The following is a 26,833-nucleotide window of genomic DNA, read 5'->3' on the forward strand; positions in this document are numbered from 1 at the left end:
GTTTACGCTCTGCTTGAGTATCTTCTCCAATCATCCCGCTCGGATTTCTTGATCGTCTCCGAAATTCGCATCATGATCGCGTTCACTTCAGTTTCACCGATCGTCTCAAGCAGCTGCTCGTAGCTCAGGTCATCCTTTAGCAGCTTACGGGATACGGTGCTTTCGCGATACCAGGCCTCCGTCAGGGCGAAGGAGCCGTCCTTTTTTAGCCATACCTCATGGTAATAATCTTTTTCTCCCTCTTGGGCGATCAAGGTTAAGTAGTAGGCGAGAATCGGTATGCGCGGGTCTGCCAAGCGCTGACTAATGACGGAGCCGGAAGCAACCGGCTGTCCGAACGTAACATATTTCGACACTTTTCTTATAAGCTGATCAGCAGCAATCATTATTATCCCCCTTTCATCATAGGACCTTAATCCTTTAAATCATTAAATTATAATCAACTCATGATAATCACAATACTACCATAGTTCTAATGACTTATGCATCATACTTTTGGATTATTACAAGCTGCCAAATGTTTCGTCCGTTCACCCAAAAGAAATTGAAACGTGTTATAATAAGGATATGTGAAAGACAATCGGGGTGGGAATGAAGCCTATGGAATCGTATCAAATTTTATTGGCGGACGATGAGGCCGCATTGCGATTTTTGCTAACCGAAACGCTAGCGGAGGAAGGGTATCACATCGTAGAGGCTGCTGATGGTAAGGAAGCGATCAAGCTGCTAGATCAGACGAAGTATGATCTGGTGATCTTAGATTATATGATGCCGGAGAAGACAGGGATCGAGGTGTGCGAGTGGCTGAGAGCGAGCTCGGAGCTGAATCGCGATGTTCCTGTGGTGCTGCTCACAGCCAAGGCGCAGGAGAAGGATAAGGAAAGAGCGATTCAAGCGGGCGTAACCCGTTACATCGTGAAGCCATTCAGTCCGATGCTGCTTCTCGATGTCGTGCAAGAATTGATTGAAGCATCTGACACGATATAGGGTGTAACGTACATGTCATCAAGAATGAATAGACAGGCAGCAACTGTAGCAGGACAGCAGTCTCCTCGGATATTATGCGGATCGGAAGTGGACACAGTGCGAAATCCGACAGGTGAAGATCGAAGCGGGAAAGAGCAGCGATTGTTGAAGGAAGGCCGTAAGCGTTACGTTCGTGAGCTAGAGAAGCAGCTCGGGCAGCTCAACGCCTGGATCGGTGCGCCGGACGATGAGGAGTATGCGGTCGACACAGCCAAACAAATTTATCGGGTCGTACATACGCTAAAGGGCAGCGCTCCTATGTTCGGTTTCATCAGAATTGGGTCAGGCGCGCAGAAGCTGGTCGACCTGTGGGAATGGACACAGCATGACGACGCTGTCATCAACGGGGCGTTCATCATGGATCGGTTTATTCGAACCTCCTCTTTATCGGAGCCTATTTTGCGCGAGCTGGAGCTTGAGCTTGATATATATAGTCGGGAGCTGGAGCTTGATGAGCATCATGAGCGATATGGCTCCGGTATGATGATGAGCGGCGGAGAACGAATGCTGGTTATCGACGATGACGACGTGCTGCGCTCCTATCTGGTGCGCCGACTACGGATGGACGGCTACGAGGTCGATGAGGCCGCAGATGTTGCCGAAGCGCAGCGGCTGCTGCGTCAGAAGCCTTACCAGCTCATTACACTCGATTTGATGATGCATCCGGTCAGCGGCTATGAGCTGTTTGAGTTTTTAAAGGATGATCCGACGCTGAAGTGGACGCCGCTCATCGTGTTGTCCGGCCGCAACGATGTGAACGATAAGGTGCGCTGCTTTTATTTGGGCGCTGACGATTATGTGACGAAGCCCTTTCAATACGAGGAGCTGAGCGCGAGAATCTACAGCCTGCTGAAGCGCACCCGCACGTTCGAGCAGATGGCGTTCAGAGATCCGTTAACTGGGGCGTATAACCGCCGCTTCTTCGACCATCAGATCAATGTGGAGCTTCAGCGCATTACCCGCTATCCGGCGCCCATCTCGCTCGTATTCATCGATATTGACCGATTCAAGTCGATTAACGATACTCATGGCCATCATATCGGCGATCTGGTGCTGCAGGGACTCGCGCACTTGCTGCAAGGGAACATTCGGAGCACGGATCTGTTGGCGCGCTTCGGGGGGGAAGAATTCGTCGTCGTGCTGCCGAACACCACCGGGGCTGATGCGCAGCGGATCATGGAGAGCATTCTGCGGCAGGCTCATCTCGAGCCGGTTGCACAGAATGAGGGTCATATGTTCTACATTACGTTCTCTGCGGGTGTGGCTGAATGGAGGCCAGGTATTAGTGTTCAGGAGTGGACGGCGCTGGCCGATGAGGCGATGTACGAGGCGAAGCAGTCCGGACGTAATCGGATTGTGCTGTCGGCCTCCTGCTTAAGCTCACCTCTGCCTAGTAATGCAACTGCATCCGGCAAGCGATCCAAGGTGCTTATCGCCGATGATGATAAAATATTGCGCTCCATCCTGCTCGCGAAGCTCAAGCATCTGCCGGTTGATTTCTACGAGGCGGAAGACGGAGAGGAAGCGTATAAGCTGATTCGGCATAGCGCATTCGACCTCTGTATTCTCGACGGAGTGATGCCGAACCTTGACGGCTTCGGGGTGCTCGAGCGAATGAAAGAGCACAACACACGTCCACCTGAGCTGAAGGTGCTCATCCTGTCCGGCAGAAGCCGCGAGGAGGACGTCAGCCGAGGGCTGGAGCTTGGAGCGAACAGTTACATGCATAAGCCGTTCTCGATGGTGGAGCTGGAGCTCAAGGTGAAGGAAATGCTGCAGATTTATACATAAATGATTCAAAAAGCCCGAATCCACCAGCGCTGTTGCGCCGCGTGGACCGGGCTTTTTCATTGAACGGATCGATTATAGATCGTCCCAATTAAGGTTCGAGGATTTGCTGTAGTTGGTGACCTTCTGCTCGAAGAAGTCAGTCTTCATCGCATTCATGTTGCTGAAGCTCTCTACCCACTTCATCGGATGGTCGACGACGTCCGGATACAGAATCTCGAGTCCCAGCTTGCGCATCCGTTCGTTCGAGATGTACTTGATGTACTGCTCGATGATCTCGTTGCTCAGACCGTGAATCTTGTTGTTCGTAATGTATTGTCCCCACTCGATCTCATGCGAGACGGCAGTCCACATCATGTTGCGCAGGTCCTCGATCAGCTCGTCGGTGAACACCTCTGGATTTTCCTTACGAATTTCCCGGAAGATGTTCTGGAATAGCGCCAAGTGCGTCAGCTCATCGCGCTGAATATATTTAATCTCGGACACGGTGCCGAGCATCTTGCCTTGACGGCCGAGCGCGTAGAAGAAGCTGAAGCCGCTGTAGAAATAGATGCCCTCTAGAATGTAGTTGGCCATAATGGTGCGCATCAGGTTGTCCGTTGTCGGCTCCTCGATGAACCGCTCATACAGGTCGGTGATGAAGCGGTTGCGGCGCGCCAGATGCTTGTCCTCGCGCCACTGGTTGTAGATCTCATCGCGAACGTCGGCCGAGCAGACGCTGTCGAGTATGTACGAGTAGCTCTGGCTATGGACCGCTTCCTGGAACGTCTGAACAGTTAAGCACAGATTCACCTCAGGAGCAGTAATGTATTCATTGATGTTCGGCAAGTTCGCCGTCTGCAGCGAATCGAGGAAGATCAGGAAGCTGATGATCTTGTCATAGCTCTGGCGCTCCTCGGGCGAGAGGAATTTGTAATCCTTCGCATCCTGTGCGAGCGGAATTTCCTCCGGAATCCAGAAGTTATTCATCATCGTTCGGTACATCTTCGTTGCCCAGTCATACTTCACATTATTGAGCTCGATCAGGTTCGTCGTATTGCCGCCGATCATGCGGCGCTTGCCCCAATCGCGGTCGCCGTGCTCGTTGAACAGCTTCTTCTTCTGAAGATCCATATGCAAGGTACCTCCACTATCGATATGACTTACCAATACTTGCCATGCTGTATGCGTGTGAAAACGACAGGGGTCCGTACCCCTGTCGTAGGTTCTCTTAAAGCGGCCTGACGTATGCGCATCGTCTAACGCGATACGTGGCTTATGTTATAGCGCTATGGCGCCCGTCAGCAGCGTCTAGCGCTGCTGACGGGCGCTTGCGGCGGGATAGCTAGCAGCTCCTTACGCGCTGCAGCTGACGCAATCCTCGACCTCGAGACTCTTGTTGCGAACGTAGTAGACGGTCTTCAGCCCGTTCTGCCAAGCAGCCATGTACAGCTCGAGGAACTCGCGAGCGGACAGCTCCGGCGTAATGTACAGGTTGAACGACTGCGACTGATCAATGTGCCGCTGGCGTGTGCCTGCAGCCTTGATGCTCCAGAGCTGGTCGATCCGATGCGCTTCCTTGTAATACCACATCGTGTCAGCGTTCAAGTTCGGCGCAGTCTGTGGGATGATGGCATTCTTCTTCTCCTCGACGAAGAACTTGTTGAAGATCGGGTCGATGCCCGCCGTCGAGCCGGCGATGAGCGACGTGGACGCAGTCGGCGCGATGGCGAACATCCAACCATTACGAACGCCGTGCCTTGCCACCTCAGCCTTCAGCTCCTGCCACTCTGGACTGCTGTAGCCGCGCGAATCGAAGTATACGCCGCTCTGCCACTCGCTGCCCTCGAAGGCCGGGTAAGCGCCCTTCTCCTTGGCGATCTGCATCGAGGCCTTGATCGCGTAGTAGTTCATCCATTCGTAGATCTCATCAGCCTTCGCGATATGCTCATCGGATTCCCAGTTAATCTGCAGCTGGGCGAGCATCTGATGGTAGCCGCTAGAGCCGAGACCGACGGCCCGATATTTCTTATTCGTAATTTCCGCCTGCGGAATCGGATAGTAGTTCAGGTCGATGACGTTGTCCATCATGCGCATCTGCGTCGTCACGACTCGCTCAATATCTTCCTTCGTATAGACGCGGCCCAGATTCGTGGACGACAGGTTGCATACGACGAAGTCGCCGCTCTTCACCTGCGTGGAGATGATTCCATCCTCATGGGTCGTCTGAATATGCTCGGTCGCGCTCATGTTCTGGCATATTTCCGTACACAGGTTCGAGCAGTAAATAATGCCCTTATGCTTGTTCGGGTTCGCCTTGTTCACCGTATCACGGAAAAATACGAATGGCGTACCCGTCTCGAAGGCGCTCGTCAGGATGCGCTTCATAATGTCGATGGACGAGATCTCTTCCTTCGACAGCTTACTGTCGTTCACGCAATCGAGGTAGCGCTCCTCCCACAGGTCACCGTAGCAATCCTCGAGCGAGTAGCCCTTCACCTTGCGTACCTCATGCGGATCGAACAAGTACCATGTGCCGCGCTCTTGTACGGTCTTCATGAACAGGTCTGGTATGCATACGCCTGGGAAAATATCGTGAGCCTTCATCCGATCGTCACCGTTGTTCGTCTTCAGGTTCAGGAAGTCGAGAATGTCCTTGTGCCACACGTCGAGGTAGACAGCGACTGCACCGGAGCGGACGCCAAGCTGATCGACGGCGATCGCTGTATTATTGTAGTTTTTGATCCACGGCACAACGCCGCCTGCGACACCCTTGAAGCCCCGAATGTTCGAGCCGCGGCTGCGTACCTTGCCGACATAGATGCCCATGCCGCCGCCATGCTTCGATACTTGTGCGAAGCTCTGGTCAACGTTGTAGATGCCCCACAGGTTGTCTGGCACGGTGTCGATGAAGCAGCTGGACAGCTGATGCAGCGGCTTGCGCGCATTGGCGAGCGTCGGCGTCGCTACGGTCATCTCCAGCTGGCTCAGCACATCATAGAACTGCTTCGCCCAGTGCAGCTTGTCCGTCTCCTTCATCGCAAGGTGCATCGCCACGCCCATGAACAGCTCCTGCGGAAGCTCCAGCACCTCCTTGTCCAGGCCGCGGATCAGGTAGCGATCAGACAGCGTCTTCAGTCCGATGTAGTTGAGGAGGTAGTCACGCTCAGGCTTGATGTAGGTGCCCAGCTCGAGAATTTCTTCCCGTGTATAATGCTCGAGAATATATTTACCGTACAATCCCATGTCGGTTAAGTAAGTAACAAGCGAGTACAGGTCTCCGTAGCCGAAGTGTCCGTACTTGCGATTCAGCCGAGCTTCCTTATATAGATCGTAGGCTAGCAGCTTCGCGGCGACATATTGCCAGTTCGGCTGCTCTACGCTTGTCTTCTCCACCGCCACCTGAATAAGCAGACGTTGAATTTCCTTCGTTGTAATGCCGTTGCGGAACAGGGGGAGCAGCGCTGTCTCCAGCTCAAGCGGGTCGCACTCCGGGTAATCCTCGCAGGCGAAGTCGATTACCTTTTTCATTTTGGAGAATACAAGCTCTTCTTTCGTGCCGTCACGCTTTACGATAATCATAGTATTCGTCGGGCTCCTTTGCAGTGGATAAGTATATAAGGAAGTAAGAACGCCAGCAGCTGCAGCCTCGGAAATAAAAGCGAATAAAAAGCACGCCTCTAGCACCGAATCGTTGCCGCTTCGGGATAAGGCATGCCGCAGATGCACGTACTGGCTAGACTGACGGAAGATGACGAGTCATGCCGAAGGCAGTAGCATGAGGGAGCTGGAGCTTCCTCATCGCTTCTCCGCATGAATGTTGTGTTCCTACTACATATCGTGTTAATGTCGTCAAACACATACAAGATATAGATCAAGTTTTAAAGCGATAAATTGAATTTACATGATCTGGCGACGTTCTGTCAATCTATTATTTTGCGAAAAAATGTAAGATAGTTGCAGGTAGAGGCGGATGGTGTGACAATTTGGTTAAGAGGTTCGATTATCCAGGTTCGTTTGTGCTACATTATTACATATAGAGTAAGATCAAGAAAGGCGCCGCAACATGCATCGCCTAGCAGCGCTGCACGGCGTCCGGATGGAGGAAGTATAGATGAACGCAATTGAACGGTACTCGAATAGATGGATTAAGCTAGGTATGCTCATCCTGTCGGTAGCGCTAGTCGTCAGCTTGCTGTTGAGCCCGCAAACCGCGAGCGCACACGCCAGTCTTGTGGAGGCGACGCCTGCGGCAGGCAGCGAGCTGGGTGAGTCTCCGACTAAGGTTAAGCTGATCTTCAATGAACGGCTTGAGAATGGGCTCTTCGAGCTCAAGGTGTTCGATGCGGCCAAAAATAAAGTGACGGATCGTAAGCCCGTTCTCAACAATGCGCAGACGGAGCTGTCGTTAGAGCTGCCGCAGCTCGATCGGGGCATTTATCTTGCGACGTATCGGGTCATCTCGGCGGACGGTCACCCGGTGGAGGGCAGCTATCTGTTCGCGGTTGGACAGCAGCTAGACGCCCCGTCTGCAGCCGCTCCGGACTCCATGATGGACCATTTGCACGGCAAGGAGGACCCGCTCGGTTCGTTTGGCGCGAAGGAGCTGCTCCTGTACAGTCTGCGCATTGCGTTCTATGCTGTTATGCTGACTCTGACAGGCTGGGTGCTGTGGAACCGATATTTAAGCTTCAGCGGTTGGGTCCGCGAGCAGGAGCGGCATACTGAATTGCAAGCAGCGCTCGACCGAACGCGAACCGGATTGCAGCAAGCCTATGTCATCATCTTCCTATTATTCATGGGAGCGCATCTGATTGAGCTGCTCGGTGAGAATGGGACGCAAGGGCTGTACATCCTGTTCGGCAAGACCGTAATCGGCTATGCGTGGATAACTGGACTCGTGCTGTCGATGCTCTCGTTCGTCATGCTCGGACGAGGGGCGAAGCTTGAGCTGCTATGGATTGGTGCGGTGTGGCTGGATAAGGGCTTACTCGGGCATGCAGCGGCGATGGAGCCGCGCAGCCAGACGTTGCTGCTTGATTGGCTGCATCTGGGGGCCTCAGCGGTCTGGATCGGCGGACTGGTGCTGCTCCTAAGCCTGATGTGGCGTAGCCGGGAGGCGGCTGCCGCCTTCCTGCCTATTATGTCCCGTACCGCTCTGCTGAGCATCATTCTTCTTGCCGTCTCTGGAACGGTGCTAACCTTCATATATTTACCTAATATTCGCCATGTGCTTATAACCGAATGGGGACGGTGGCTCATCGCCAAGACGGGGATCGTACTGCTCGTAATTATCGTTGGGGGACTCATACGCTATGCGATGAAGAAGCAGCGTTCGCGGACAGCTGGTATGCTCGTTCGCATCGATGCGGCGTTCATGGCAGCCATACTGGTCATTGTCGGATGCTTCACCTACATGTCACCGCACCCGGAGAACAAGCCGCTCTACTGGCACGTGATGGGCGAGACGATCCATATGACGACGCAGATCAGTCCGAAGGTGCCCGGAGTGAACGAATTCACCGTGAAGGTGTGGCTTCCGGAGCAGCTGGGCAAGCCGAAGCAAATCATGCTCAAGGTAAGACCGACCGATACACCGGATATCGCTCCGCTGCTTGTCCCGCTCGAGCCGGTCGAGGATGTATCTATTGATGAATCCTACGGCATGATGCGCCATACGTACAAGGGAAAGGGTGCATATTTGCCATATGCAGGCAGGTGGCAGCTGGAGGTACGCGTGATGGATGCTGAAGATAATGAGACGGTTTACTCGAGGGAAATCGACATTTATTGATATAGTTCGACTTGTTTCTACATAAATTAACGTTTTCTAAATGATGGATAGGTCGAAAAGGGTAAAAATATGTTGTCCTTTGGAGCTACTCGCATTACAATAGGGGTATACCTTTCATTAGGAAGCAGAGGTTCATCATGGAAACTAAGATATTTCATCCGGATATGAATCCGAACAGAAGGCCAACCTGGTACGAGGTCGTTATTCAGCAAGTGCTGCTGCTGCGGCTATGGTTCGTATTCGTCGGCTCGGTGATCGTCTTGTTGTCCCTCCGGCAACTCGTCGGTATTCCTAATGGAGTGCTAGAATACATACAAGGTTTGTCTTCCCTACTGATAACGTTGCCTTTATTGTACATTGCCTTGCGACATGCGAGCCGCCAACATTATAAATATATAACAGCGGCGCTTGCCACCGTGTTTATGATCGAATGCATCGGCTTTGGACTGAAGCTGCTCGGCCTGACAACACAGCTATCGTGGTGGTGTGTTTGGTTTGACCTGCTCTACTTGCTTATCGTCACTACGCCCATGCTGTTCTTAGTTGCGTCTGATATCGTACAGCGCGCACACACGGTCAATCAGCTTACGCATCTGGCGTATCATGATTCATTGACAGGCTTGCCCAATCGTCAGAAGTTCCAGCAGTCTCTAGGGGAATCGATCGACGCGACCAAGCTGACCGCAGGTCAGCTGTCGGTCATACTGATCGATCTGGATCGGTTCAAGCATGTGAACGAGACGTTCGGACATGCCTTCGGCGACCAGCTTCTCATCGAGGCGTCTGAACGATTGAAGGATGGGCTGCATGCAGCAGCAGTCGTGTCGAGGCAGGGCGGAGACGAGTTTTCTATTCTAGTCGAAAATACAGCACATCCTGAGGAAGCAGAGAAGACGGCGCAGACGATCATTCATCTGCTGAATCAGCCGTTCTCGATGGACGGGCACCTGCTTCGCGTCGGCTGCAGTGTGGGCATTGCGATGTATCCGCGTGATGGCGAGGATGCGATTACGCTCATGAAGAATGCCGATACCGCCTTGTATCAGGCGAAGGAGCGGGGGAAGAACGGCTATCGTTTTTTCCAAGCGGAGATGAACGACACCGTTATTCAGAAGCTCGTGATGGAGGAATGGCTGAACCAGGCGCTCGAGCAAGAGGAGTTTATGCTGCTGTACCAGCCACAGGTCGACATCTTTACCAATCGAGTGAATGGGATGGAGGCGTTAATTCGTTGGAACCATCCTCGTCTAGGCTTCATATCGCCAGGAGATTTCATTCCGCTAGCGGAGGAGACCGGTCTGATTATTCCGATCGGGGAATGGGTGCTGCGCACGGCCTGTAAGCAGAACAAGGCTTGGCAGGTGGCGGGCTTTGCGCCGCTGAAGGTGGCGGTGAACATATCGCCGATCCAGTTCTATCAGGAGGACTTCGTGCGGGTCGTGCTTCATGCACTGGAGGAGAGCGGACTGGAGCCGCAATACTTGGAGCTCGAGATTACCGAAGGCATCGCGATGTACAATGTCGAGCAGGTGATTGAGAAGCTGCAGATGCTTCGAGGTCTTGGCGTGCACATCTCGATGGACGACTTCGGCACTGGCTATTCCTCGCTCAGCTACTTGAAGAAGTTCCCGATCACGAAGCTGAAGATCGCGCAGCAGTTCGTCCGTGATATTACGGTGGACCCGGACGATGCGGCGATCGTTCAGGCCATTATGGCGATGGCGAGCAGCCTTAAGCTCAACGTCATCGCGGAAGGTGTTGAGACCGAGGAGCAGCTCTCGTTCCTCCTCGACGTGAAATGCCGCGAGATCCAGGGCTACATCTATTCGAAGCCAATCCCGGTTAATGAATTTACAAGCTTGCTTCAGCGTATATCGAGCTGAGCACTATGCCTGTCCGAGTTGTATGCGGACAGGCTTTTTGTGCGCGCGGGCGAGTCTGGGGCCCGCCGGAGGTGGTGCGTTACGATGGGAATCATCGTAACAGTAGGCGCCTTACCTTCGAAGTAAGGCGTATACTTTTTCCTCGCTAATCTGGTACATGTTGATGCGTTGTTGACCTCGGCCTGCGGGAGATACGAGGCCCTGATGCATGAGTCGCTTCAATAATCGACTCGCTTTCTGGTTCTCGATCGTTAGCAGCTTGCAGACGTCACCGGGAGTGATTCGGCCGCCGATCCTTGCGGCATAACGTAGCACCTCGCGTTCTTCCAGTGTGATCGTCCACTCGTCCATGGTCCCGCCGAACCATTTTCCGATTAGCTGCCCGATCATTTGCTCACATTGACGGGGCTGTGCCTTGATGTCGTGATAAGAAAACCGTAGAATTTGCCAACCGTCGATGATTAAATGGTTTTGCCTCGTACGCTCATCAGAAAATTGCTGCTGTGTGATCCGGTCTATGGCGTGCGTATCCATTCCATCAATCTCAATAGCAAGCCGCAGCCCTCCGCGCAAGTATGCGAAATCCAAGTAGCGTACCCCATCACGAAAGTCACTTACCTCGTATTCCGGATGCAAATACTCGAATTGTTGAAGGGCAGGCCACCATACGGTTTCAAGAAAGCCTCTCTCTGCATGACCCTGTCCGTGCTCTAGCCTTCCTCTCCGGAAGCCCGTCCGTTTGTTCAGATGATCAGATAAGCAGGCAGCATGTACGCGATCAAAGGTGTTCATCACGAAAAGCCTCCTCTATATCGTTCGATATTTTCACCTCGTGACAACAGGGGGTAGCAGGTCGCCCAATCCGCTGTCCTCCTGTCCGACCTGCGCGCAAAAAAAACGCCGTTCATTCCAAGCACAGGAGTGCAAGGGAAAACGGCGCATACTTTACGACCACGAGGCTTAATTTCAATTACATTCACTATGCAATATGACTACCTGCTATGTAAATGCAGAGCCTGTCTTACCCCTACTTACGGGCTTGCCCATGGCAATTTATAACGCATATCGTTTAGGCTGTTCATCGTTTACGGAATCAAGAGTTAAGATCGTTGCGATAGAATATCTTGTCTAACAACCTGACCAAGCGAATCCATGATATCCTTAAGGTTCCTACGCCAGAAAGGAGGTCAGATCGCTAGAAAGGGTTACTTTGCTAGTTTACCTAATTTTATAACGATCAACCAGTCCCATGTTAACATGTATTGATGAAATTCTATCTTCCTTTAGCCCCTGCTTCTCCCGAAAGGCTGCTTACTGAGCAGCCTGTCCGCAAAGCGGGTCGAGGGCGTCAGCCCATGGAGGGCAAGCTGCTTAAACTCGCGGCGTTGTTTCACATGCTTGCGTCCGAGTTTCAATCCGTTAAGGTCACGATCTATAGCAAGGAGGAGCTCGTCTCTTATCTATGTCTAGACTTGCTGTGGGACAGGGACTGTACCAAGATCTTCGCTTCGTTATGGTCAGACAAGGTGACCGTCACTCCATTCTCGTAAGCACCGACCTGTCGTTGGAAGCGATGGAGATTATTACGTTATATGGGTAACGATTCATTTGCGCAACTCGATTTTTCCATGTTTGCTGTCCAGTATAGGCCTTCGTTACCATATGTGGTCGCTCGGTGTACAGGGGAAGGCACGATAAATATATGAAATAATAAGGAGGAATATGGGGGAAATTGACGAATATGTATAAGTGGTAATATATACCTATAAGTAACGTTGAGGGGGAATATACAGGCGTGCAACGTGAGACTAGAACCACATTTAAACAAACAAACAAACCAACTTCTGCCCAAACCAGCAGCAGGACGGTTAGCGGTCAAGCTCAGGTGACGAGTTCCCAAGTAAGCAGGGGTACTGCAAGTCAAACAGTCGGGGCTGTTAATCCCTCAAATGCTTCTGCCAATAATTCTGTTGTCTGTCGAACATGTAACGGAACACAAATCGTAGCCAATAAAAGAGGCTATAGCTTTGCTAATATGTTCTTAGCTTTAGGATGGATGACTTTAATTCCGATCCTAATCACTATTATCTTAGTACTTGTAACAACCCTTTTACTATGGAACGGTGGTACGTCCGTTTTGAACGCAATGAACTTTTCGAGCGCATCAATAATTGATGGAATAATAGGTGTTATTATGCTCTTATGTTTGGTTTCGTTAAGTTTATCCCTGCCAGTAAGCATACTTATTGGGTTTAAGGGGAGAAGCGAGCTTGTAAACAATTGTATGAATTGCGGGTTCAAATGGACACCTGGTAAAAGTAAAAAGAAGTAAAGACAATTTAGTTCAGCGATATATGGATAACGTGGTATGGGCAGATTATATGCCGCTAAGCACCTAGATGCACCCATCAGAGGAAGTGACCCATCATGAACAGTCTATGTATCATCCCGTGCGGCTCGAGGAAAATATGGGACGCAGACCCGTCGGCTCAGGGGGCCTATCCGGCCAGATATGCCTACGTGGCGACGCTGCACCGCAAGTGTCAGACGTACGCGACACAGCATGATCTTAGCTGGGTCATCTTGTCGGCGAAGCATGGCTTCCTCCTGCCGGACGATGAAGTGCCGGGCAATTACAACGTCGCCTTCGGTACGCGTCATCCGGAGGTCATCTCGCTGGACAGCCTGAAGGCGCAGGCCGAAGCGAAGGAGCTGAATCGCTTCAGGCGAGTCGTCGTTTTGGGCGGACGCAAGTTCAGGGACGTCGTGCCGCACATTTTTACCGAAGCTGAGCGCATTGAATATCCACTGTCTGGCTGCACCGGAATCGGCTATATGCTGCAGAGACTGGATCAGGCGATTCATAATCATACAGAGCTGTAAGGCGGTGCTGGTACATTCATGATCAGAACGATCGCGATGAAGCTGCCCTTCACGGTGAAGCGGCATCATCACAGCTTCGGACCTTTTCCCGATGAGAGGAGGGAGCTGCCGTACAGCTATCATATCGAGGAGCGGAACCACCAGTAAATACGAGATCGTTTGCATGTCTTGAGCATCATCATGTATGGTCAGGAGGGGATAGGCGTGGTATTGCTGCATGCGCTATTCTTATATTTACTTGCTGTAGAGCCTGTTCTCGGCTACCGAAAGTATGAGACGTTCAAGCAAGTCGTACAAACCGATAGCTCCGCGCGAATGAAGTATTACCGCTTCGTGCTCCTGATGCTGTGGGGGTTGACTGCCTATCTGATGCTTGCAGCCTGGCTTACAGGCGAGCTTCCCGGCTTGCTTGAGCTTCAGCTCAAGCTGGAGCTTGATAGGACTGGAGCGGTCCTGCTAGGCGCTCTGCTGATCGGTACGGTTGTGCCTGTCGTTCTGGCGCTGGTCAGCAAGGCGTTTCGCCACACGATGAGCCGGCAGCTCGCCGGGGTGGAGCCATTTTTGCCGAAGACGCAGCCGGAGCGGCTCTATTGGGTCTGGATATCGCTTAGCGCTGGCATCTGTGAGGAGCTGCTGTACCGGGTATTCTTATTTCATTATCTGGCGTCGCTGGGCCTTGAGCCGTTCGGCTGGAGCGTGATTATCATTTCGGCGGTCATCTTCGGTCTCGGGCATACGTATCAAGGGGTGCAGGGCGTTGCCACTACGGCGCTGGTCGGAGCTGTGCTTGGCTCCCTCTATGCGTTGACCGGCTCGATATGGCCTGCTATGATCATTCACTTCCTGATGGATGTACGAATCTTAGCTTTTTTGCCGAGACATTCGTCGGAGTAAATCCAGATTCCCGGTGTCAAGTAAAACGGATTGCGGATGGAGAAGGTACGTGGAACCGTTATGGAGGATATGTAGCTCGGATTCGGAGCTAGTGTCCTCTTTTTTGTGCGTGGAGGCGGGGGCTGAAAGTTGAGCTTCCTGAGTGCTTCAGCTGTATGACGACGTAGTAAGGAGTACAATGATACCGGAGGTTCGCAGCATGCTTAATAAGGAGAGCCTGAGCTGGGCTCAGCGATTCGAGAGTCGTGATGAGCGAGCATTAGAGGAAGCAATAGACGAGTGGGGACCGAGTGTGCTAGCGCTCGTACGTCGTGTGATGTCCGGTATGGGGAGCGAGGAGGATGTGGAGGAATGTGGGAGCGACGTGTTCTGGACGGCCTGGCATCACATTGATCGCTATGACGCAGACCGTGCCTCCTTCCGGACGTGGCTGCTCCTAATAGCTAAGTACAAGGCGCTGGACTCGAGGCGCAAGCTGATGCGTCAGGAGGAAGAACGGATTACGTTGCGGGAGGCTGAGCTGATCCCGGGTGGCACTTGTACCGAGCAGCGCGCATTATCCCGTGAATTCACACAGGAGCTGCTTGCTTGTGTCGTCAAGATGAGCGAGCCGGATCGCAGCTTGTTTTGGCGAAGGTACTTTTATTACGACAGCTTGGATGAGCTGGCCGCGATGTTCAACCTGACGAAGAAGGCGGTTGAAGGTCGGCTCTATAGATGCCGCGTGATGATGAAGCAGGCGCTAGGGCTCGCGGGAGCTGACGTAGGAGGGCGTATAGATGAAAGATGAAGAGAAGCTTATATATGAGTGGATGGACAATCTCGACGCGGACCGAGCAGAGCTGGAGCAGCTAGAGACAGAGTACATTGCTCATCATTCTGATCCCATACGTGCGGTTGATACGTCAGCCATCGCACGAGTGAAGACACGTACACTGGCAAGGCTACGGCTTGAGCAGACCGATACAGCTCTGCCTAAGAGACTCCGCTCGCCTCGGCGTCGAGTCATCGCAGCTGCAGTAGCGGCTGTTCTCATTGTCGCTCTCGGCGCATCCTCGATCCCATCCGTACAGGCCGAGTTGAAAAAGGTGCTGCAATATGTGCCAGGTATCGGCACGGTGCAGGAAGCCGCGCAAGGTCAACAGACGTTTGTGCTGGAGAAGCCGCATGTGCACAAGCTTGGCGAGGGCATGCTGATGATTGACGGAATTGTACTACAGTCGGGCGGTACGATGATCAAGCTGCGCGGTGTGCAGACGCCAGAGGTAACTGGCTTCAAGGCGGAGATCAACGGTAGCACTTATGCGTTCACCTCTGCCATGCGTGCTTCGTCGGGCGATTGGTACGGGACATACGTTCCGGCCAAAGGAGTGAAGGTGCCCACGTCCCCTGCGATCACACTGCATATCAACGGTGCTGTCATTGGCCCATTAGCGCTCGTAGCGCCGAGAACAGCTGAATCGCTGGAGCATCTCGGCTCGAGCGACGTTCAGCAGGACATTAGAGTGACCGCATTCCCTACGCGAATAACCGATCAGCACATTCGAGTACAGCTTGTCCCGAAGCTGCCGCAGTCTGGTCTTAGTGTTCAATCTTATGGCGTATCTCCGTCTGTGCCGGAAGCGAGCTTGTACGTGGAGGATGCAAGTGGAGGGAGAGCGGAGCTTGTGAAGTCTGAGCTGATGACGTATCCTTCCGACTTTCAATTTCAAGAGCTGCCTGCAGGAGGCGCGTTGCCGTATACGGTAGTTATTCCTTATCTTGAAGTGTCAGACCGGGATGAGATCTCTTCGAAGATATCGATTCCTCTCCCTCAGGTGGGCATAGAGCGATCGATTGATGTACAAACTGCCCTAGACGGCTTCCCGGTTCGCTTCACCCGCTTGGGGCGTGTGAGTGAAACATCCGTCATTCTTGACGTGGATCTAGGCTACAAGCCGTCTGAGCCAAGGAGCTTGCTCAGCTTTAGGATTCGATATCCGAACTCGGAGTATAATAACTCGTTCAGCTGGAATAATATCAGTCCGACAACAGCCGTTATGAAGTCTCTCCGGCTGGAAATAGCTCCAGACCAATCGGTGCTTGCCTTCTCACTTGCGGAGCCGCATTATTTGGTCCGAGGACCATGGAAGCTGCCGCTGCAGCTGGAATAAGCTTAAGCATATCAAAAAGAAGCCTGATCAAGAGCTCTGTGCTCAAGATCAGGCTTGTTCTCGTATCGTACAACTTATTACTCTTTATATGGCAGCTGATCGAAGCGCTTGCCTATCGTCATGAACAGCACGGTTAGCAAGGCTCCGAAGCTGAACAGCACCGTCCAAGGCACCCACTGCAGCTCCGCGTAAGAGCGAGCAATATCATACAGCTTACCAGAGCCCGAATTACCTAGGAAGCCCCCGATCGCCAGCGCAAAGCCATTCAAGCCGAAGTAGGTCGCGAACCGACTTGGACCGGAGAAGCGGGATATCATATTATTCATAAGCGGAAGCGCAATCATCTGTCCGAATGTGAACAGCAGAATCGCAAGCAGCATCGTCCATACACCTTGTGAGAAGCCGAGAAGCAGTAAGGCTGTTCCAAGAATGATCGAACCGAGCGCAAGGCCTTGGCTTGCAGACAGCTTCTGTTCCACGAAGCGGAGGACAGGCAGCTGCAGCAGTACCATACAGATTGCACCGCCCATATACATATATGCGACGACGGACGAGTCGGGAAGAATGAAGTCAGCTCTCACTGGTACGGCCAAGTAGAGCTGTGTCATCAGTGCCCATAAGCCTAAGGCTAGCACGCTGAACAGCACGAACGCGCGGTCACGCAACGCATCAGAGAATAACGTGAGAAAAGCGGTATCCGACTGATCGCCTCCAAGCGAAGGAAGCAGCACAAGCGTAACGACGAACGCGATGGCGAACATCGCTGCAGCTGAGAAGCAGACGTACGTGAAGTCAAGCTTCAGCAGGAACATACCGATGACCGGTCCGAGAATGAAGCCGATATTGCTAAGCATCTCTCTCATGGCGAATATGCGGGACTTGTCTTCACCCTTGACTAGACGCGCATACGTAGCATAGCTCGCAGGATGGAAGATCGACCCGCCGAGTCCGGCAATGAAGGCAGCGAGCATGAAGCCCCCTGGAGTATCCACTAGGCCATACAGCGTATAGCCTACGATACGGACGCCGACGCCGAGCAGAATCGCCTTCTTATAGCCGATCCGATCCGCGAATGCGCCTGCTATGAACTTGAAGCCGTGCTGCGATAAGCCGCTGATCGCCATGACTGATCCGGCCACCGCAGCACTCCAGCCGAGATTGTTGATCATATGAACGCCGAGCAGCGGTCCGAGCATGAAGAAGCCGATCGCCATGAGCAGCGTGTCGGCATACATCGTGATCAGATGAACAGACCATAAGCTCTGCTTGCTCGCTGAGGCGTTAGGTGTTGTCATGGAATTCGTCTCCATGACCGTTCACCCATTACTGCGAGCCCTGATCCGTCTTGTTGCGTAGGTTGGCAGGAGCGTTCTCATCAACTGGAATTTCGTCGAAGTGGATGCTGATGAATTGTGGGTCACGGTCAATAATAGCGGACAGCTCGCGGGTAAATACCTCTACAATTTTGTCCTTCTGCTCCTGAGTGCGGCCTTGATACATCTTGATTGTAATTTGTGGCATGTTTGTCTACCTCCTGTTTTATAGTACGCAAGTATATTAATCGTAGTGGAGTGCGCTATGAGAAGCAATTGGGTTACATTGCGGCCCTTGTGTTTTTTTAAGATACAATCGAATTATTGTGAATATGAGGTAAAAGTGTATATAGGTTACAAAGAATAATTAACAAAAAATACTAACAAAATCCAAATTAAGCTTTGAATTATACAAGAATTTCTCTTGTGAAATAGATTACACTTCATGTAAGCGCTGGAGGATAAGCGCAAATCTGGAATGGAGGGCTTGGCCGACTACTTCGAACTCAGTCTGTCGTTTAGGAAACAGCAGCAACTATTCTAAGGAGGAATGAATGGATTATGAAAAAGAAAAGAATTGGCTCGTTAGTACTCGCATTAGCTTTGACCGTATCAAGCATGGGTAGTATCGCTTACGCGGCACTGTGCACAACGTGCGCACCATCCTCCAACTTCGATCTGACGAAGTGGAAGCTGACGCTGCCAACGGGCTCCGAAGTGACGAACCTGTCCGGCTACCAAAACTCCAGCTACTTCTACACCGATTCGGCGACAGGCGGAATGGTGTTCAAGTCGCCGAATCTGGGCTCGACTACGCCTAACAGCACCTACACACGCTCTGAGCTTCGTGAGATGCTGAATGCTTCTGCAGGCACTACGTCGCTCGGCAACAACTGGGTAACTTCGACATCGTCCACCTCGACGAAGTCGCAGGCTGGCGGTGTAGACGGCACGATGAAGGCTACACTTCGTGTTGATACGGTGTCGACAACAGGTGACAGCTCCAAGGTAGGTCGTGTCGTTGTCGGCCAAATCCACGGACCGGACACAGAGCCGATCCGTCTGTACTTCCACAAGCGTCCTTCCGACAGCAAGGGTGCGATCTACTTCGGTACGGACGACCTGAGCAACAACAACACATGGGTGGACGTTATTGGCGGACCGAACAACCTGAACCCTTCGAACGGAATCGCCCTTGGCCAGAAGTGGAGCTATGAGATCAAGGTTGTTGGCTTGACCATGACAGTTAAGGTTACACCAGAAGGCGGTTCGACTACAACGAAGACGTATACCCTTCCTTCGGGCTACAACAACAAGTACATGTACTTCAAGGCAGGCGTGTACAACCAGAACAACACAGGCACATCCTCTGACCACGTGAAGGCAACATTCTTTAACCTGACGCATACGCATCCTTAAGTTAGAGTCTAACTTCAATTGACGCAGATGCTTGAATCGGTCTGCGTCTTTTTATATTTTTCATTAAAATATGACAAGCACATCTAGTGTTTTCACAAGACTTTCAGTGGAAATCTTTGTATGGTAAAAATGTAAGCGCTGTTATACAACGATAATGATTGAAGGAGGTAGGGAAACAAGCCACAGCAGCTTGCAGGATGAAACCGCATTCAAACATATCTTGTAGAAGAGAGGAATGAATGAAATGTACATCACTCAGCCACCTGTTGGAAAGCTTAAGAAATCGGTAGCACTTGCTGCAATACTATCACTCACCGCCTTCGCAATCCCCACACCTTCGCAAGCCGCTTCTGTAACATGCAGCACGTCCTCCTGCTTGAAATCGGCTCTTGCTAATGCGCAGCCAGGCGATGTCATCACGCTTGCAGCTGGGGCAACCTTCACGGGGAATTTCGTAGCAGCGAAGAACGGCACATCCTCGGCGAAAATTACGATCAAGGGCGCAAGTTCGACGAACAAGCCTATCATTAATGGCGGTACGACGTCGAGTGGCTACGCATTGCATATCACGGGAGACTATTATGATATTCGCAATGTGAAGGTAACGAATGCGAAGAAAGGCATTATGCTTGATCATGCGAATAACACATGGATCGAGTACGTAGACGTGTACAAGATCGGTGAGGAAGGCGTACATTATCGCGACGGTAGCTCGAATAATGTCATCAAGAACTCGACCGTACAAGATACCGGCTTGCTCAATCCGGAGTATGGTGAAGGTGTCTACGTCGGCTCAGATGTTGGCAAGTGGGGAAGCTATAAGAAGGAAACCAATAATAATCGCATCTCGTATGTGACGTTCGGTCCTAACGTTCGTGCTGAGCATATTGACATCAAGGAAGGCTCCTCTAGGACAACTGTCGAGTATTGTACATTCAACGGAACAGGTATCTCCGGAGCGAATTATGCAGACAGCTTCATGGATGTCAAGGGTAATGATGTCGTGGTTAAGAACAATACCGGATATCGTAACAATAACAGTAAAATTATAGACGCTTTCCAGGTTCATGAGCGAGTAAGTGGTTGGGGTAAAAATGCAAGCTTTACCGGAAATAAGGTGTACCTCGATAACTCCACACCTTATGTCGTAAATGCTTACAGTGGTGCAACGGCAACCGCTTCGAGCAATACACGTAGTCCGTCCGGTAATATGTATAAGGGAAGCGTTAATTAATATTACAATGGACGATTTACTGTATTGAAAAAAAACAAGAACATGTGTGATTTTGACAAGACGTGTAAAGGAAAACTTTGTATTGTATAAATGTAAGCGCTGTTACAACGAAAGCTTAGAGAAAGGAGGCTCCGAAGAAACTCTAATAAACTGAAATATGAAACCGCATTCAAACACCAGACGAAGAGAGGAATGAATGATATGTACAACACACAGACATCCTTTGGCAAGCTTCATAAATCGGTAGCACTTGCAGCAATATTCTCTCTTACCGCAATCGCAATGCCGACTCCTTCGCAAGCTGCATCGGTTACTTGCAGCACGTCCTCCTGCTTGAGCTCTGCGCTTGCGAACGCACAGCCAGGAGATGTCATTACGCTTGCAGCTGGTGCTACCTTCACAGGTAACTTTGTCGCTGCGAAGAACGGCACGTCCTCGGCGAAAATTACGATCAAGGGCGCGAGCTCCACGAACAAGCCAATTATTAACGGCGGCACGACATCAAGCGGATACGCGCTGTACATCACAGGCGACTATTACGATATTCGCAATGTGAAGGTAACGAATGCGAAGAAGGGTATCATGCTCGACAACGCGAACAACACTTGGATTGAGTTCGTCGACGTGTACAAGATCGGTGAGGAAGGCGTCCACTACCGTGACGGAAGCTCGAACAATACGATCAAGAATTCGACTGTTCAAGACACGGGTCTGTTGAATCCTGAGTACGGTGAAGGTGTGTATGTTGGGTCGGATATCGGCAAGTGGGGCACTTACAAGAAGGAGACGAACAACAATCGCATCTCAGCTGTTACGTTCGGTCCTAACGTTCGTGCGGAGCATGTCGACATTAAGGAAGGTTCTTCGTACACAACGGTTGAGAACTGCACATTCAACGGAACGGGCATTTCTGGTGCGAACTACGCGGACAGCTTCATTGACGTGAAGGGCAACAACGACACGATCAAAAATAATGTCGGCTACCGCAACAACAACAGTAAAATTGTAGACGCTTTCCAAGTGCATGAGCGCGCAAGCGGCTGGGGACAAAATGCAAAGTTTACAGGCAATACACTGTACCTTGATAATTCCACACCTTATGTTGTAAACGCTGACAATGGTGCAACGGCGACAGCTTCGAGCAACACACGCAGTCCGTCCGGCAACATGTATAAGGGAAGCGTGAACTAATTTAGTACGGTCAAACGTTACCAAATAAAAAAATTATTGGAGGTTTGAAAATGACTTATAAGTCGGTTGTTCGAAAGCTTAGCGTTTCCACACTAGGTGCTGTTATGATGATGGGCTCAAGCTTCACTGGCGCTGTTACAGCTGCTGGCGAGACGAAGCTGAGCGCCACTGCATCGGCGAGCACTTATGATACTCGTTGCACATGCGGACCTGCTCAAGCGGTTGATGGCAGCTTAAGCACGCGCTGGTCGGGAGATGGAAACGGAGCTTGGTTGAAGCTGGACCTCGGATCGACCAAGACGGTAGCCTTTGTAAAGATGGCTTTCCACAATGGCTCCTCGCGTACGTCGAATTTCGATATTCAGACATCCACGGACAATACGAACTGGAGTACTCGTCTTAGCAATGTGAACAGCGCCCAGAACAACAACCTTCAGACCTTTGATTTCACTGACGTGAGTGCTCGTTATGTACGTATTGTAGGACATGGTAACTCTGTTAATACATGGAATAGCTACAACGAAGTAGAGGTATGGGGCGCAGGCTCCAGCACAGGCGGCGGTGGCGGCGGTACAGGCACACTAGACCCGTCCAAGGCTCCATCTGGTAACTTTGACTTGACTAAGTGGAAAATTACGCTTCCGAACGCTTCGGAGGTACAACCTTCCACACTGAGCAACGGCTATACGCACTCTGAGTGGTTCTACACAGATCCGGTAACCGGAGGCATGGTGTTCATGTCGCCGAATCTCGCCAGCACGACGACGAACAGTACTTACCCGCGCTCGGAGCTTCGTGAAATGCTGAACCCGTCCGCAGGCACGACTTCGCTCGGTAACAACTGGGTGACGTCGACATCTTCTTCGTCTACGAAGTCGCAAGCTGGTGGTGTGGATGGCACGATGAAGGCTACGCTGACGGTTGACCGCGTCTCGATTAGCGGTGACAGCAGCAAGCTGGGCCGTGTTGTCGTTGGTCAAATCCATGGACCGGAAACAGAGCCGATCCGTCTGTACTTCCACAAGCGTCCTTCCGACAGCAAGGGTGCGATCTATTTCGGTACGGATGACCTGAGCAACAAGAACACATATGTAAACATCCTTGGTGGACCGAGCAACCTGAATCCTTCGAACGGTATTGCATTGGGTCAGAAGTGGAGCTACGAGATCAAGGTCGTAGGTCTTCAGATGACAGTCAAGGTAACGCCAGAGGGCGGCTCCACGACGACGGTCAACTACACGCTTCCGTCCGGCTACAATGATAAGTATCTGTATTACAAGGCTGGCGTATACAACCAAAATAATACGGATACAACTAGTGACAAGTCCGATCACGTGAAGGCGACATTCTACTCGCTTACGCACGTGCATCCTTAAGATGCCATTGATTTAAATTGTCAAATAATGAAAAACCCGGCTCTTGTAGCCGGGTTTTTTGACGATTCATGTAATTTTAGGCGACAAAATATGCCTGTACCTTAAAAAAACACAAGAGCGGCAGAAGGCATTCCATTGTTGCTGTACAGCCTCTACACTATGATAAGTGTGTAAGCTCTTACACCGTCAAAGTACATTTAGATAATATCGAAGGAGGTACGAACACGCATGCAAGGCTCTATATTATGCAGGCAGAGCTATGATAGCAGCTCACTGAATCGATCTTGCAGCATGAACCACAGTAAGGCCATTCCATGCAAAACATAATCTACAGATAAAGGATGAGTGACATGTCACGAGCGAAAATTAAACCCGCCGACCAAGTAATGGTCCTCAGCAGCTCCATGAGCGTGTGGAAGTACATGTGGAAATTCCGCGTGCTGTACTTCCTGACAATTCCAGGTATCGTGTACTACTTACTCTTTAAGTATGTACCGCTTGCCGCATCATTTATTGCATTTAAGGATTACAACATTTTCAAAGGTGTATTTGGTAGTCCGTGGGTTGGTTTCAAGCACTTCGAGCGTATGTTCGAGCATGCAGATTTTTTGCGAATATTGAAAAATACGTTCATTCTAGGCGGGCTTGATATTATCATCGCTTTCCCGATGCCGATCGTCATTGCCCTCATGCTGAATGAGCTTCGCATTGTTGCGTACAAGCGAGTAATTCAGACAGTCATTTATATGCCACACTTCTTGTCTTGGGTTATTATCGGTGGTATTGCAGTAGGTATTTTGTCGCCATCGACAGGTATTGTGAACCAGTTCATCAAGTGGCTGGGCTTCGAACCGATCTACTTCTTGGCTGAGAACTCCATGATTCGCGGTGTACTCGTCACCTCCGGTGTATGGAAAGAAGTCGGCTGGGGAACGATCATATATCTGGCAGCATTGGCAGGGGTTAACCCGGATCTGTATGAAGCAGCGGAGATTGACGGTGCTAACCGTTGGCAGCAGACGCTTGCGATCACGATTCCATCGATCCTTCCAGCGATGACCATCTTGTTCCTTCTGAAAATTGGTGATTTCCTTGACTATGGCTTTGACCGTGTATTCGTATTCTTGAATCCGTTGACGTACGAAAACGGTGAAATTCTCGATACTTACATCTACCGCGCAGGCTTGCTGCAGCAGGAATACAGCTATACGACAGCAGTTGGCTTATTCAAGTCCTTGGTCGGCTTGACGCTGATCGTGGTTGCGAACAAGCTGAGTAAAAAAGCTACTGGCGAGAGCTTATACTAGGGGGTGACATTCCATGAACCATCGTATTACACCAGGCATGCGTGCCTTTAACGTATTCAATATTATTTTCTTGACAGTGCTTGCGCTCACGATGCTTCTTCCGTACTTGAACATATTCGCACAGTCGCTCAGTAGCTCGAAGGCGATTACGAACGGTCTAGTTGCTTTGTGGCCGGTCGAATTCACCTGGATCAACTATCAGCACGTCTTCAACGATCCTACGATCTGGAGAGCATTCATGGTCAGTGTAACCGTTACGGTATGCGGTACCGCAATTAACCTGTTCATGACGTCGACGCTTGCTTATCCACTTTCGCGGCCTGAGTATTTGGGACGCAAATACATTCTCATGATGGTTCTGTTCACGATCATCTTCAGCGCACCAATCGTTCCTGTCTTCATTCTTGTGAAGGAACTCGGAATGATGAACAGCCTATGGGCGCTCATGATTCCGAATGCGATCAGTGCCTTCAACTTCTTCGTTATGCGTTCGTTCTTCATGAACATTCCGAGCGAGCTGATCGACGCTTCCCGTATCGACGGCTGCGGAGAGATGGGCATCCTGTGGAGAATCGTTGTACCTTTGTCCAAGCCAGCTATGGCTACTATGGGTATTTATTACTCCGTATACCATTGGAATGCTTATACGAACGCGCTGTATTTCATTAACGATCGCGCCCTGTATCCGCTACAGATTAAGCTTCGTCAGCTCATCGATGCAGATCAGATCAACAGTGATCCGAATGCTTCGTTGTTCTCTGAGATGCTGAACATGTCGCCGGAGGGTATCAAGATGGCAACCGTATTCATCGCGACGATTCCGATTCTGTGTATCTATCCATTCCTTCAAAAGTACTTCGTTAAAGGTATGTTGATCGGTTCGGTTAAATCTTAATAACTTGGGGGACCTTAAAAAAAGACAAGTCAGCTAAAGGTCCTCCATTGTTCCTTAGCGAAAAATACGCGATACTATGTGTAGGCGTTGAAAGCGCTTCATAAAAACATGACAGAAAGAAGGGGTTCGATTGAACAAAAAGTGGACGCTAGGCACACTTTCTATGGTGATGGCACTTGGTACGGCAGCAGGTTGTACACCAAGCAATGATCAAGGCGCTGCACCGAAGGAAGGCGAAGCAAACAAAGGACCAACACAGTTCTCGATCTCGCTCCGTACGAACAATTTTGATTACGTTGAGAAGCATGCGGACATCAACAAGGACAAATGGGTTCTTGAGCTTGAGAAGAAGACGAACACCGATCTTAATATTCAACTCATTCCTCACAAGGATTATGAGCAGAAAATGATTCAGATGTTCGCGATTAACGAAATTCCGGACGTTGTTCAGGCAGGTGCGGGTACGAACGGTAAGGAGCTTGCAGGCTCTGTACAGGCTGGTGTCTTCCTTGAGCTGAACGAGTTGCTCGAGAAGCACGCTCCAACGCTTCTGAAGACGATCCCGAAGGAAGCTTGGGATGAAGTATCCCTGAACGGCAAAATTTACGCGATTCCAGAGTACCTCTCCAACCCGTCCCGCCGCGCAACTTGGGTACGTGCTGACCTGATGGAGAAGGCTGGTATTACGAAGGATCCGAAGACAGTTGACGAGTACCTCGAAATGCTGCGTGCGTTCAAGAAGATGGGCGTTGAGCATCCGTTCATGGGTCGCCAAGACTTCAAATATGCCGATATCTTCTTCGGCGCGTACGACGTATATCCATACCTGAGCCAGTTCGAGGTAGTTGATGGCAAGGTACAGCCGAAGTTCTTCGATGTAGAGAACATGCAGAAGGCTCTGCAAACATATAAGACAATGTTCGACGAAGGTCTGATCCATAAGGAATTCCCAACGATCAACCCGACGAACTTCAAGAACCTGATCATCTCCGGCAAAGCTGGTATGTGGGAAATGAACGCGCAGGAGTATCTGCAGTGGCAGACTCAGCTTCAGCAGAACGTACCTGATGCGAAAATCAAGATCATTGCTTCTCCTGTAGGTCCTGATGGCAAGGGCGGCGGCTACCTGTACTCGTCCGCAACTCGTTCGTACTTCATCAATGCGAAGGCGAAGGATAAGGCTGCAGACATTCTGAAGTTCTTCGAATGGCAAGTAACGGATGAGGCGAACAAGTGGTTCGATCTGACGCTTCCGGTAGAGCCTAAGACAGCTGAAGAAGTATCCGAGCAGCGTTACCTGAGCGGCTTCCTGCACTTGGTGAAGGACGATGCTTACCGTAAAGATATCTTGAATGCAACACCTGCTGGTAAAGAGTTGATGAGCATTTTCGATACGATCCTTCCTAAGGAAGGTCGCGGCGGTCTGGAATTCGATCCTCGTCTTGATTCCATGGCGAAGAATCCGGATGTATCCCCGCTGTCTGACACGCCTCCGCCAGTATTGATCACGCACATGGTTAAGATGGTGTATGGCGTAGAGCCGATCTCCGACTGGCCGAAGGTTATTGAGGAGTGGAAGGCTAAGGGTGGTAACGAGGTTCTGAAGGAAGCGAACGAGCGCTACTCGAAGAAAGAAGGCCTCAAGTATAGAGGACCAGAAGCTCAGCAGTGGAAATAGGGTCGCCATAACAGTACAAT

General features: G+C 51.0%; 23 protein-coding genes. 17 read left to right on the forward strand and 6 right to left on the reverse strand.

Annotated elements, in window-relative coordinates; translation table 11 throughout:
* Positions 1 to 2 precede the first annotated feature (2 nt).
* Positions 3 to 386: a hypothetical protein gene (locus tag PAE68_RS06095; protein ID WP_281885094.1), complete on the reverse strand. Its 384-nt coding sequence runs from the start codon at positions 384 to 386 to the stop codon at positions 3 to 5.
* A gap of 214 nt (positions 387 to 600) precedes the next feature.
* On the opposite strand from PAE68_RS06095, the gene PAE68_RS06100 reads away from it, so the two are divergent.
* Positions 601 to 987, forward strand: a complete 387-nt coding sequence (locus PAE68_RS06100; protein WP_281885096.1) for a response regulator transcription factor — start codon at positions 601 to 603, stop codon at positions 985 to 987.
* Between the two features lie 87 nt (positions 988 to 1,074).
* Positions 1,075 to 2,817, forward strand: a complete 1,743-nt coding sequence (locus tag PAE68_RS06105; protein WP_281885099.1) for a diguanylate cyclase — start codon at positions 1,075 to 1,077, stop codon at positions 2,815 to 2,817.
* A 72-nt stretch (positions 2,818 to 2,889) separates the two neighbouring features.
* Here the strand turns inward: PAE68_RS06105 and PAE68_RS06110 are convergent, their stop codons facing one another.
* Positions 2,890 to 3,927, reverse strand: a complete 1,038-nt coding sequence (locus PAE68_RS06110) for a ribonucleotide-diphosphate reductase subunit beta (protein ID WP_281885101.1) — start codon at positions 3,925 to 3,927, stop codon at positions 2,890 to 2,892.
* Between the two features lie 222 nt (positions 3,928 to 4,149).
* Positions 4,150 to 6,375, reverse strand: a complete 2,226-nt coding sequence (locus tag PAE68_RS06115) for a ribonucleoside-diphosphate reductase subunit alpha (protein WP_281885103.1) — start codon at positions 6,373 to 6,375, stop codon at positions 4,150 to 4,152.
* 532 nt (positions 6,376 to 6,907) lie between these two features.
* On the opposite strand from PAE68_RS06115, the gene PAE68_RS06120 reads away from it, so the two are divergent.
* A complete protein-coding gene (locus PAE68_RS06120; RefSeq protein ID WP_281885105.1) occupies positions 6,908 to 8,587 on the forward strand; it encodes a copper resistance CopC/CopD family protein in 1,680 nt (559 codons plus the stop codon).
* A 137-nt stretch (positions 8,588 to 8,724) separates the two neighbouring features.
* Positions 8,725 to 10,470, forward strand: coding sequence for a putative bifunctional diguanylate cyclase/phosphodiesterase (locus tag PAE68_RS06125; protein WP_281885107.1), 1,746 nt, complete (start codon positions 8,725 to 8,727; stop codon positions 10,468 to 10,470).
* Between the two features lie 111 nt (positions 10,471 to 10,581).
* Here the strand turns inward: PAE68_RS06125 and PAE68_RS06130 are convergent, their stop codons facing one another.
* On the reverse strand, positions 10,582 to 11,262 hold the full coding sequence (locus PAE68_RS06130) for a DNA-binding response regulator (RefSeq protein WP_281885109.1): 681 nt from the start codon (positions 11,260 to 11,262) through the stop codon (positions 10,582 to 10,584).
* A gap of 670 nt (positions 11,263 to 11,932) precedes the next feature.
* Between PAE68_RS06130 and PAE68_RS06135 the strand changes: the two genes are divergently transcribed.
* From PAE68_RS06135 to PAE68_RS06160, 6 genes are all read left to right on the forward strand, one after another.
* Positions 11,933 to 12,070: a hypothetical protein gene (locus PAE68_RS06135; RefSeq protein WP_281885111.1), complete on the forward strand. Its 138-nt coding sequence runs from the start codon at positions 11,933 to 11,935 to the stop codon at positions 12,068 to 12,070.
* An 827-nt stretch (positions 12,071 to 12,897) separates the two neighbouring features.
* Positions 12,898 to 13,353, forward strand: a complete 456-nt coding sequence (locus PAE68_RS06140) for a DUF6884 domain-containing protein (RefSeq protein WP_281885113.1) — start codon at positions 12,898 to 12,900, stop codon at positions 13,351 to 13,353.
* 18 nt (positions 13,354 to 13,371) lie between these two features.
* Positions 13,372 to 13,500 carry a hypothetical protein gene (locus PAE68_RS06145; protein ID WP_281885114.1) on the forward strand — a complete coding sequence of 43 codons (129 nt, stop codon included), beginning with the start codon at positions 13,372 to 13,374 and terminating at the stop codon, positions 13,498 to 13,500.
* A gap of 57 nt (positions 13,501 to 13,557) precedes the next feature.
* The gene (locus tag PAE68_RS06150; protein ID WP_281885116.1) at positions 13,558 to 14,247 is read left to right on the forward strand and encodes a CPBP family intramembrane glutamic endopeptidase; all 690 of its coding nucleotides are present in this window, start codon (positions 13,558 to 13,560) and stop codon (positions 14,245 to 14,247) included.
* 199 nt (positions 14,248 to 14,446) lie between these two features.
* Entirely contained in the window at positions 14,447 to 15,037 is a 591-nt protein-coding gene (locus PAE68_RS06155; protein WP_281885118.1) for a sigma-70 family RNA polymerase sigma factor, read from the forward strand.
* Entirely contained in the window at positions 15,027 to 16,400 is a 1,374-nt protein-coding gene (locus PAE68_RS06160) for a hypothetical protein (protein ID WP_281885120.1), read from the forward strand. The genes PAE68_RS06155 and PAE68_RS06160 overlap by 11 nt, the downstream gene beginning before the upstream one ends.
* A 77-nt stretch (positions 16,401 to 16,477) precedes the next feature.
* Here the strand turns inward: PAE68_RS06160 and PAE68_RS06165 are convergent, their stop codons facing one another.
* Together PAE68_RS06165 and PAE68_RS06170 are read right to left on the reverse strand one after the other, a co-directional pair.
* The gene (locus PAE68_RS06165; RefSeq protein ID WP_281885122.1) at positions 16,478 to 17,695 is read right to left on the reverse strand and encodes an MFS transporter; all 1,218 of its coding nucleotides are present in this window, start codon (positions 17,693 to 17,695) and stop codon (positions 16,478 to 16,480) included.
* Between the two features lie 28 nt (positions 17,696 to 17,723).
* Positions 17,724 to 17,921, reverse strand: a complete 198-nt coding sequence (locus PAE68_RS06170) for a tautomerase family protein (RefSeq protein WP_281885124.1) — start codon at positions 17,919 to 17,921, stop codon at positions 17,724 to 17,726.
* A gap of 353 nt (positions 17,922 to 18,274) precedes the next feature.
* Between PAE68_RS06170 and PAE68_RS06175 the strand changes: the two genes are divergently transcribed.
* The 7 genes from PAE68_RS06175 (at position 18,275) to PAE68_RS06205 (ending at position 26,813) form a co-directional block, all read left to right on the forward strand.
* On the forward strand, positions 18,275 to 19,132 hold the full coding sequence (locus tag PAE68_RS06175) for a polysaccharide lyase family 7 protein (RefSeq protein WP_281885126.1): 858 nt from the start codon (positions 18,275 to 18,277) through the stop codon (positions 19,130 to 19,132).
* A 235-nt stretch (positions 19,133 to 19,367) separates the two neighbouring features.
* Positions 19,368 to 20,366 carry a right-handed parallel beta-helix repeat-containing protein gene (locus tag PAE68_RS06180; protein ID WP_281885128.1) on the forward strand — a complete coding sequence of 333 codons (999 nt, stop codon included), beginning with the start codon at positions 19,368 to 19,370 and terminating at the stop codon, positions 20,364 to 20,366.
* 201 nt (positions 20,367 to 20,567) lie between these two features.
* On the forward strand, positions 20,568 to 21,557 hold the full coding sequence (locus tag PAE68_RS06185) for a right-handed parallel beta-helix repeat-containing protein (protein ID WP_281885130.1): 990 nt from the start codon (positions 20,568 to 20,570) through the stop codon (positions 21,555 to 21,557).
* Between the two features lie 50 nt (positions 21,558 to 21,607).
* Positions 21,608 to 22,933: a polysaccharide lyase family 7 protein gene (locus PAE68_RS06190; RefSeq protein ID WP_281885132.1), complete on the forward strand. Its 1,326-nt coding sequence runs from the start codon at positions 21,608 to 21,610 to the stop codon at positions 22,931 to 22,933.
* Between the two features lie 350 nt (positions 22,934 to 23,283).
* On the forward strand, positions 23,284 to 24,240 hold the full coding sequence (locus PAE68_RS06195) for an ABC transporter permease (protein WP_281885134.1): 957 nt from the start codon (positions 23,284 to 23,286) through the stop codon (positions 24,238 to 24,240).
* Positions 24,241 to 24,253: 13 nt separating this feature from the next.
* Complete coding sequence (locus PAE68_RS06200; RefSeq protein ID WP_281885136.1) at positions 24,254 to 25,135, forward strand: carbohydrate ABC transporter permease; 882 nt, start codon at positions 24,254 to 24,256, stop codon at positions 25,133 to 25,135.
* 130 nt (positions 25,136 to 25,265) lie between these two features.
* The gene (locus PAE68_RS06205) at positions 25,266 to 26,813 is read left to right on the forward strand and encodes a type 2 periplasmic-binding domain-containing protein (RefSeq protein ID WP_309299311.1); all 1,548 of its coding nucleotides are present in this window, start codon (positions 25,266 to 25,268) and stop codon (positions 26,811 to 26,813) included.
* The last annotated feature ends 20 nt before the right edge of the window (positions 26,814 to 26,833 follow it).

The sequence above is a fragment of the Paenibacillus sp. YYML68 genome (assembly GCF_027923405.1).
Classification (GTDB): domain Bacteria; phylum Bacillota; class Bacilli; order Paenibacillales; family NBRC-103111; genus Paenibacillus_G.

Coding starts and splice junctions, on each gene's coding strand:
- PAE68_RS06195 (WP_281885134.1), top strand. CDS start 23,284: ATGTCACGAGCGAAAATTAAACCCGCCGACCAAGTAATGGTCCTCAGC.
- PAE68_RS06200 (WP_281885136.1), top strand. CDS start 24,254: ATGAACCATCGTATTACACCAGGCATGCGTGCCTTTAACGTATTCAAT.
- PAE68_RS06120 (WP_281885105.1), top strand. CDS start 6,908: ATGAACGCAATTGAACGGTACTCGAATAGATGGATTAAGCTAGGTATG.
- PAE68_RS06145 (WP_281885114.1), top strand. CDS start 13,372: ATGATCAGAACGATCGCGATGAAGCTGCCCTTCACGGTGAAGCGGCAT.
- PAE68_RS06095 (WP_281885094.1), bottom strand. CDS start 386: ATGATTGCTGCTGATCAGCTTATAAGAAAAGTGTCGAAATATGTTACG.
- PAE68_RS06100 (WP_281885096.1), top strand. CDS start 601: ATGGAATCGTATCAAATTTTATTGGCGGACGATGAGGCCGCATTGCGA.
- PAE68_RS06170 (WP_281885124.1), bottom strand. CDS start 17,921: ATGCCACAAATTACAATCAAGATGTATCAAGGCCGCACTCAGGAGCAG.
- PAE68_RS06115 (WP_281885103.1), bottom strand. CDS start 6,375: ATGATTATCGTAAAGCGTGACGGCACGAAAGAAGAGCTTGTATTCTCC.
- PAE68_RS06125 (WP_281885107.1), top strand. CDS start 8,725: ATGGAAACTAAGATATTTCATCCGGATATGAATCCGAACAGAAGGCCA.
- PAE68_RS06175 (WP_281885126.1), top strand. CDS start 18,275: ATGAAAAAGAAAAGAATTGGCTCGTTAGTACTCGCATTAGCTTTGACC.
- PAE68_RS06135 (WP_281885111.1), top strand. CDS start 11,933: ATGTCTAGACTTGCTGTGGGACAGGGACTGTACCAAGATCTTCGCTTC.
- PAE68_RS06130 (WP_281885109.1), bottom strand. CDS start 11,262: ATGAACACCTTTGATCGCGTACATGCTGCCTGCTTATCTGATCATCTG.
- PAE68_RS06180 (WP_281885128.1), top strand. CDS start 19,368: ATGAATGAAATGTACATCACTCAGCCACCTGTTGGAAAGCTTAAGAAA.
- PAE68_RS06110 (WP_281885101.1), bottom strand. CDS start 3,927: ATGGATCTTCAGAAGAAGAAGCTGTTCAACGAGCACGGCGACCGCGAT.
- PAE68_RS06165 (WP_281885122.1), bottom strand. CDS start 17,695: ATGACAACACCTAACGCCTCAGCGAGCAAGCAGAGCTTATGGTCTGTT.
- PAE68_RS06190 (WP_281885132.1), top strand. CDS start 21,608: ATGACTTATAAGTCGGTTGTTCGAAAGCTTAGCGTTTCCACACTAGGT.
- PAE68_RS06185 (WP_281885130.1), top strand. CDS start 20,568: ATGTACAACACACAGACATCCTTTGGCAAGCTTCATAAATCGGTAGCA.
- PAE68_RS06140 (WP_281885113.1), top strand. CDS start 12,898: ATGAACAGTCTATGTATCATCCCGTGCGGCTCGAGGAAAATATGGGAC.
- PAE68_RS06155 (WP_281885118.1), top strand. CDS start 14,447: ATGCTTAATAAGGAGAGCCTGAGCTGGGCTCAGCGATTCGAGAGTCGT.
- PAE68_RS06160 (WP_281885120.1), top strand. CDS start 15,027: ATGAAAGATGAAGAGAAGCTTATATATGAGTGGATGGACAATCTCGAC.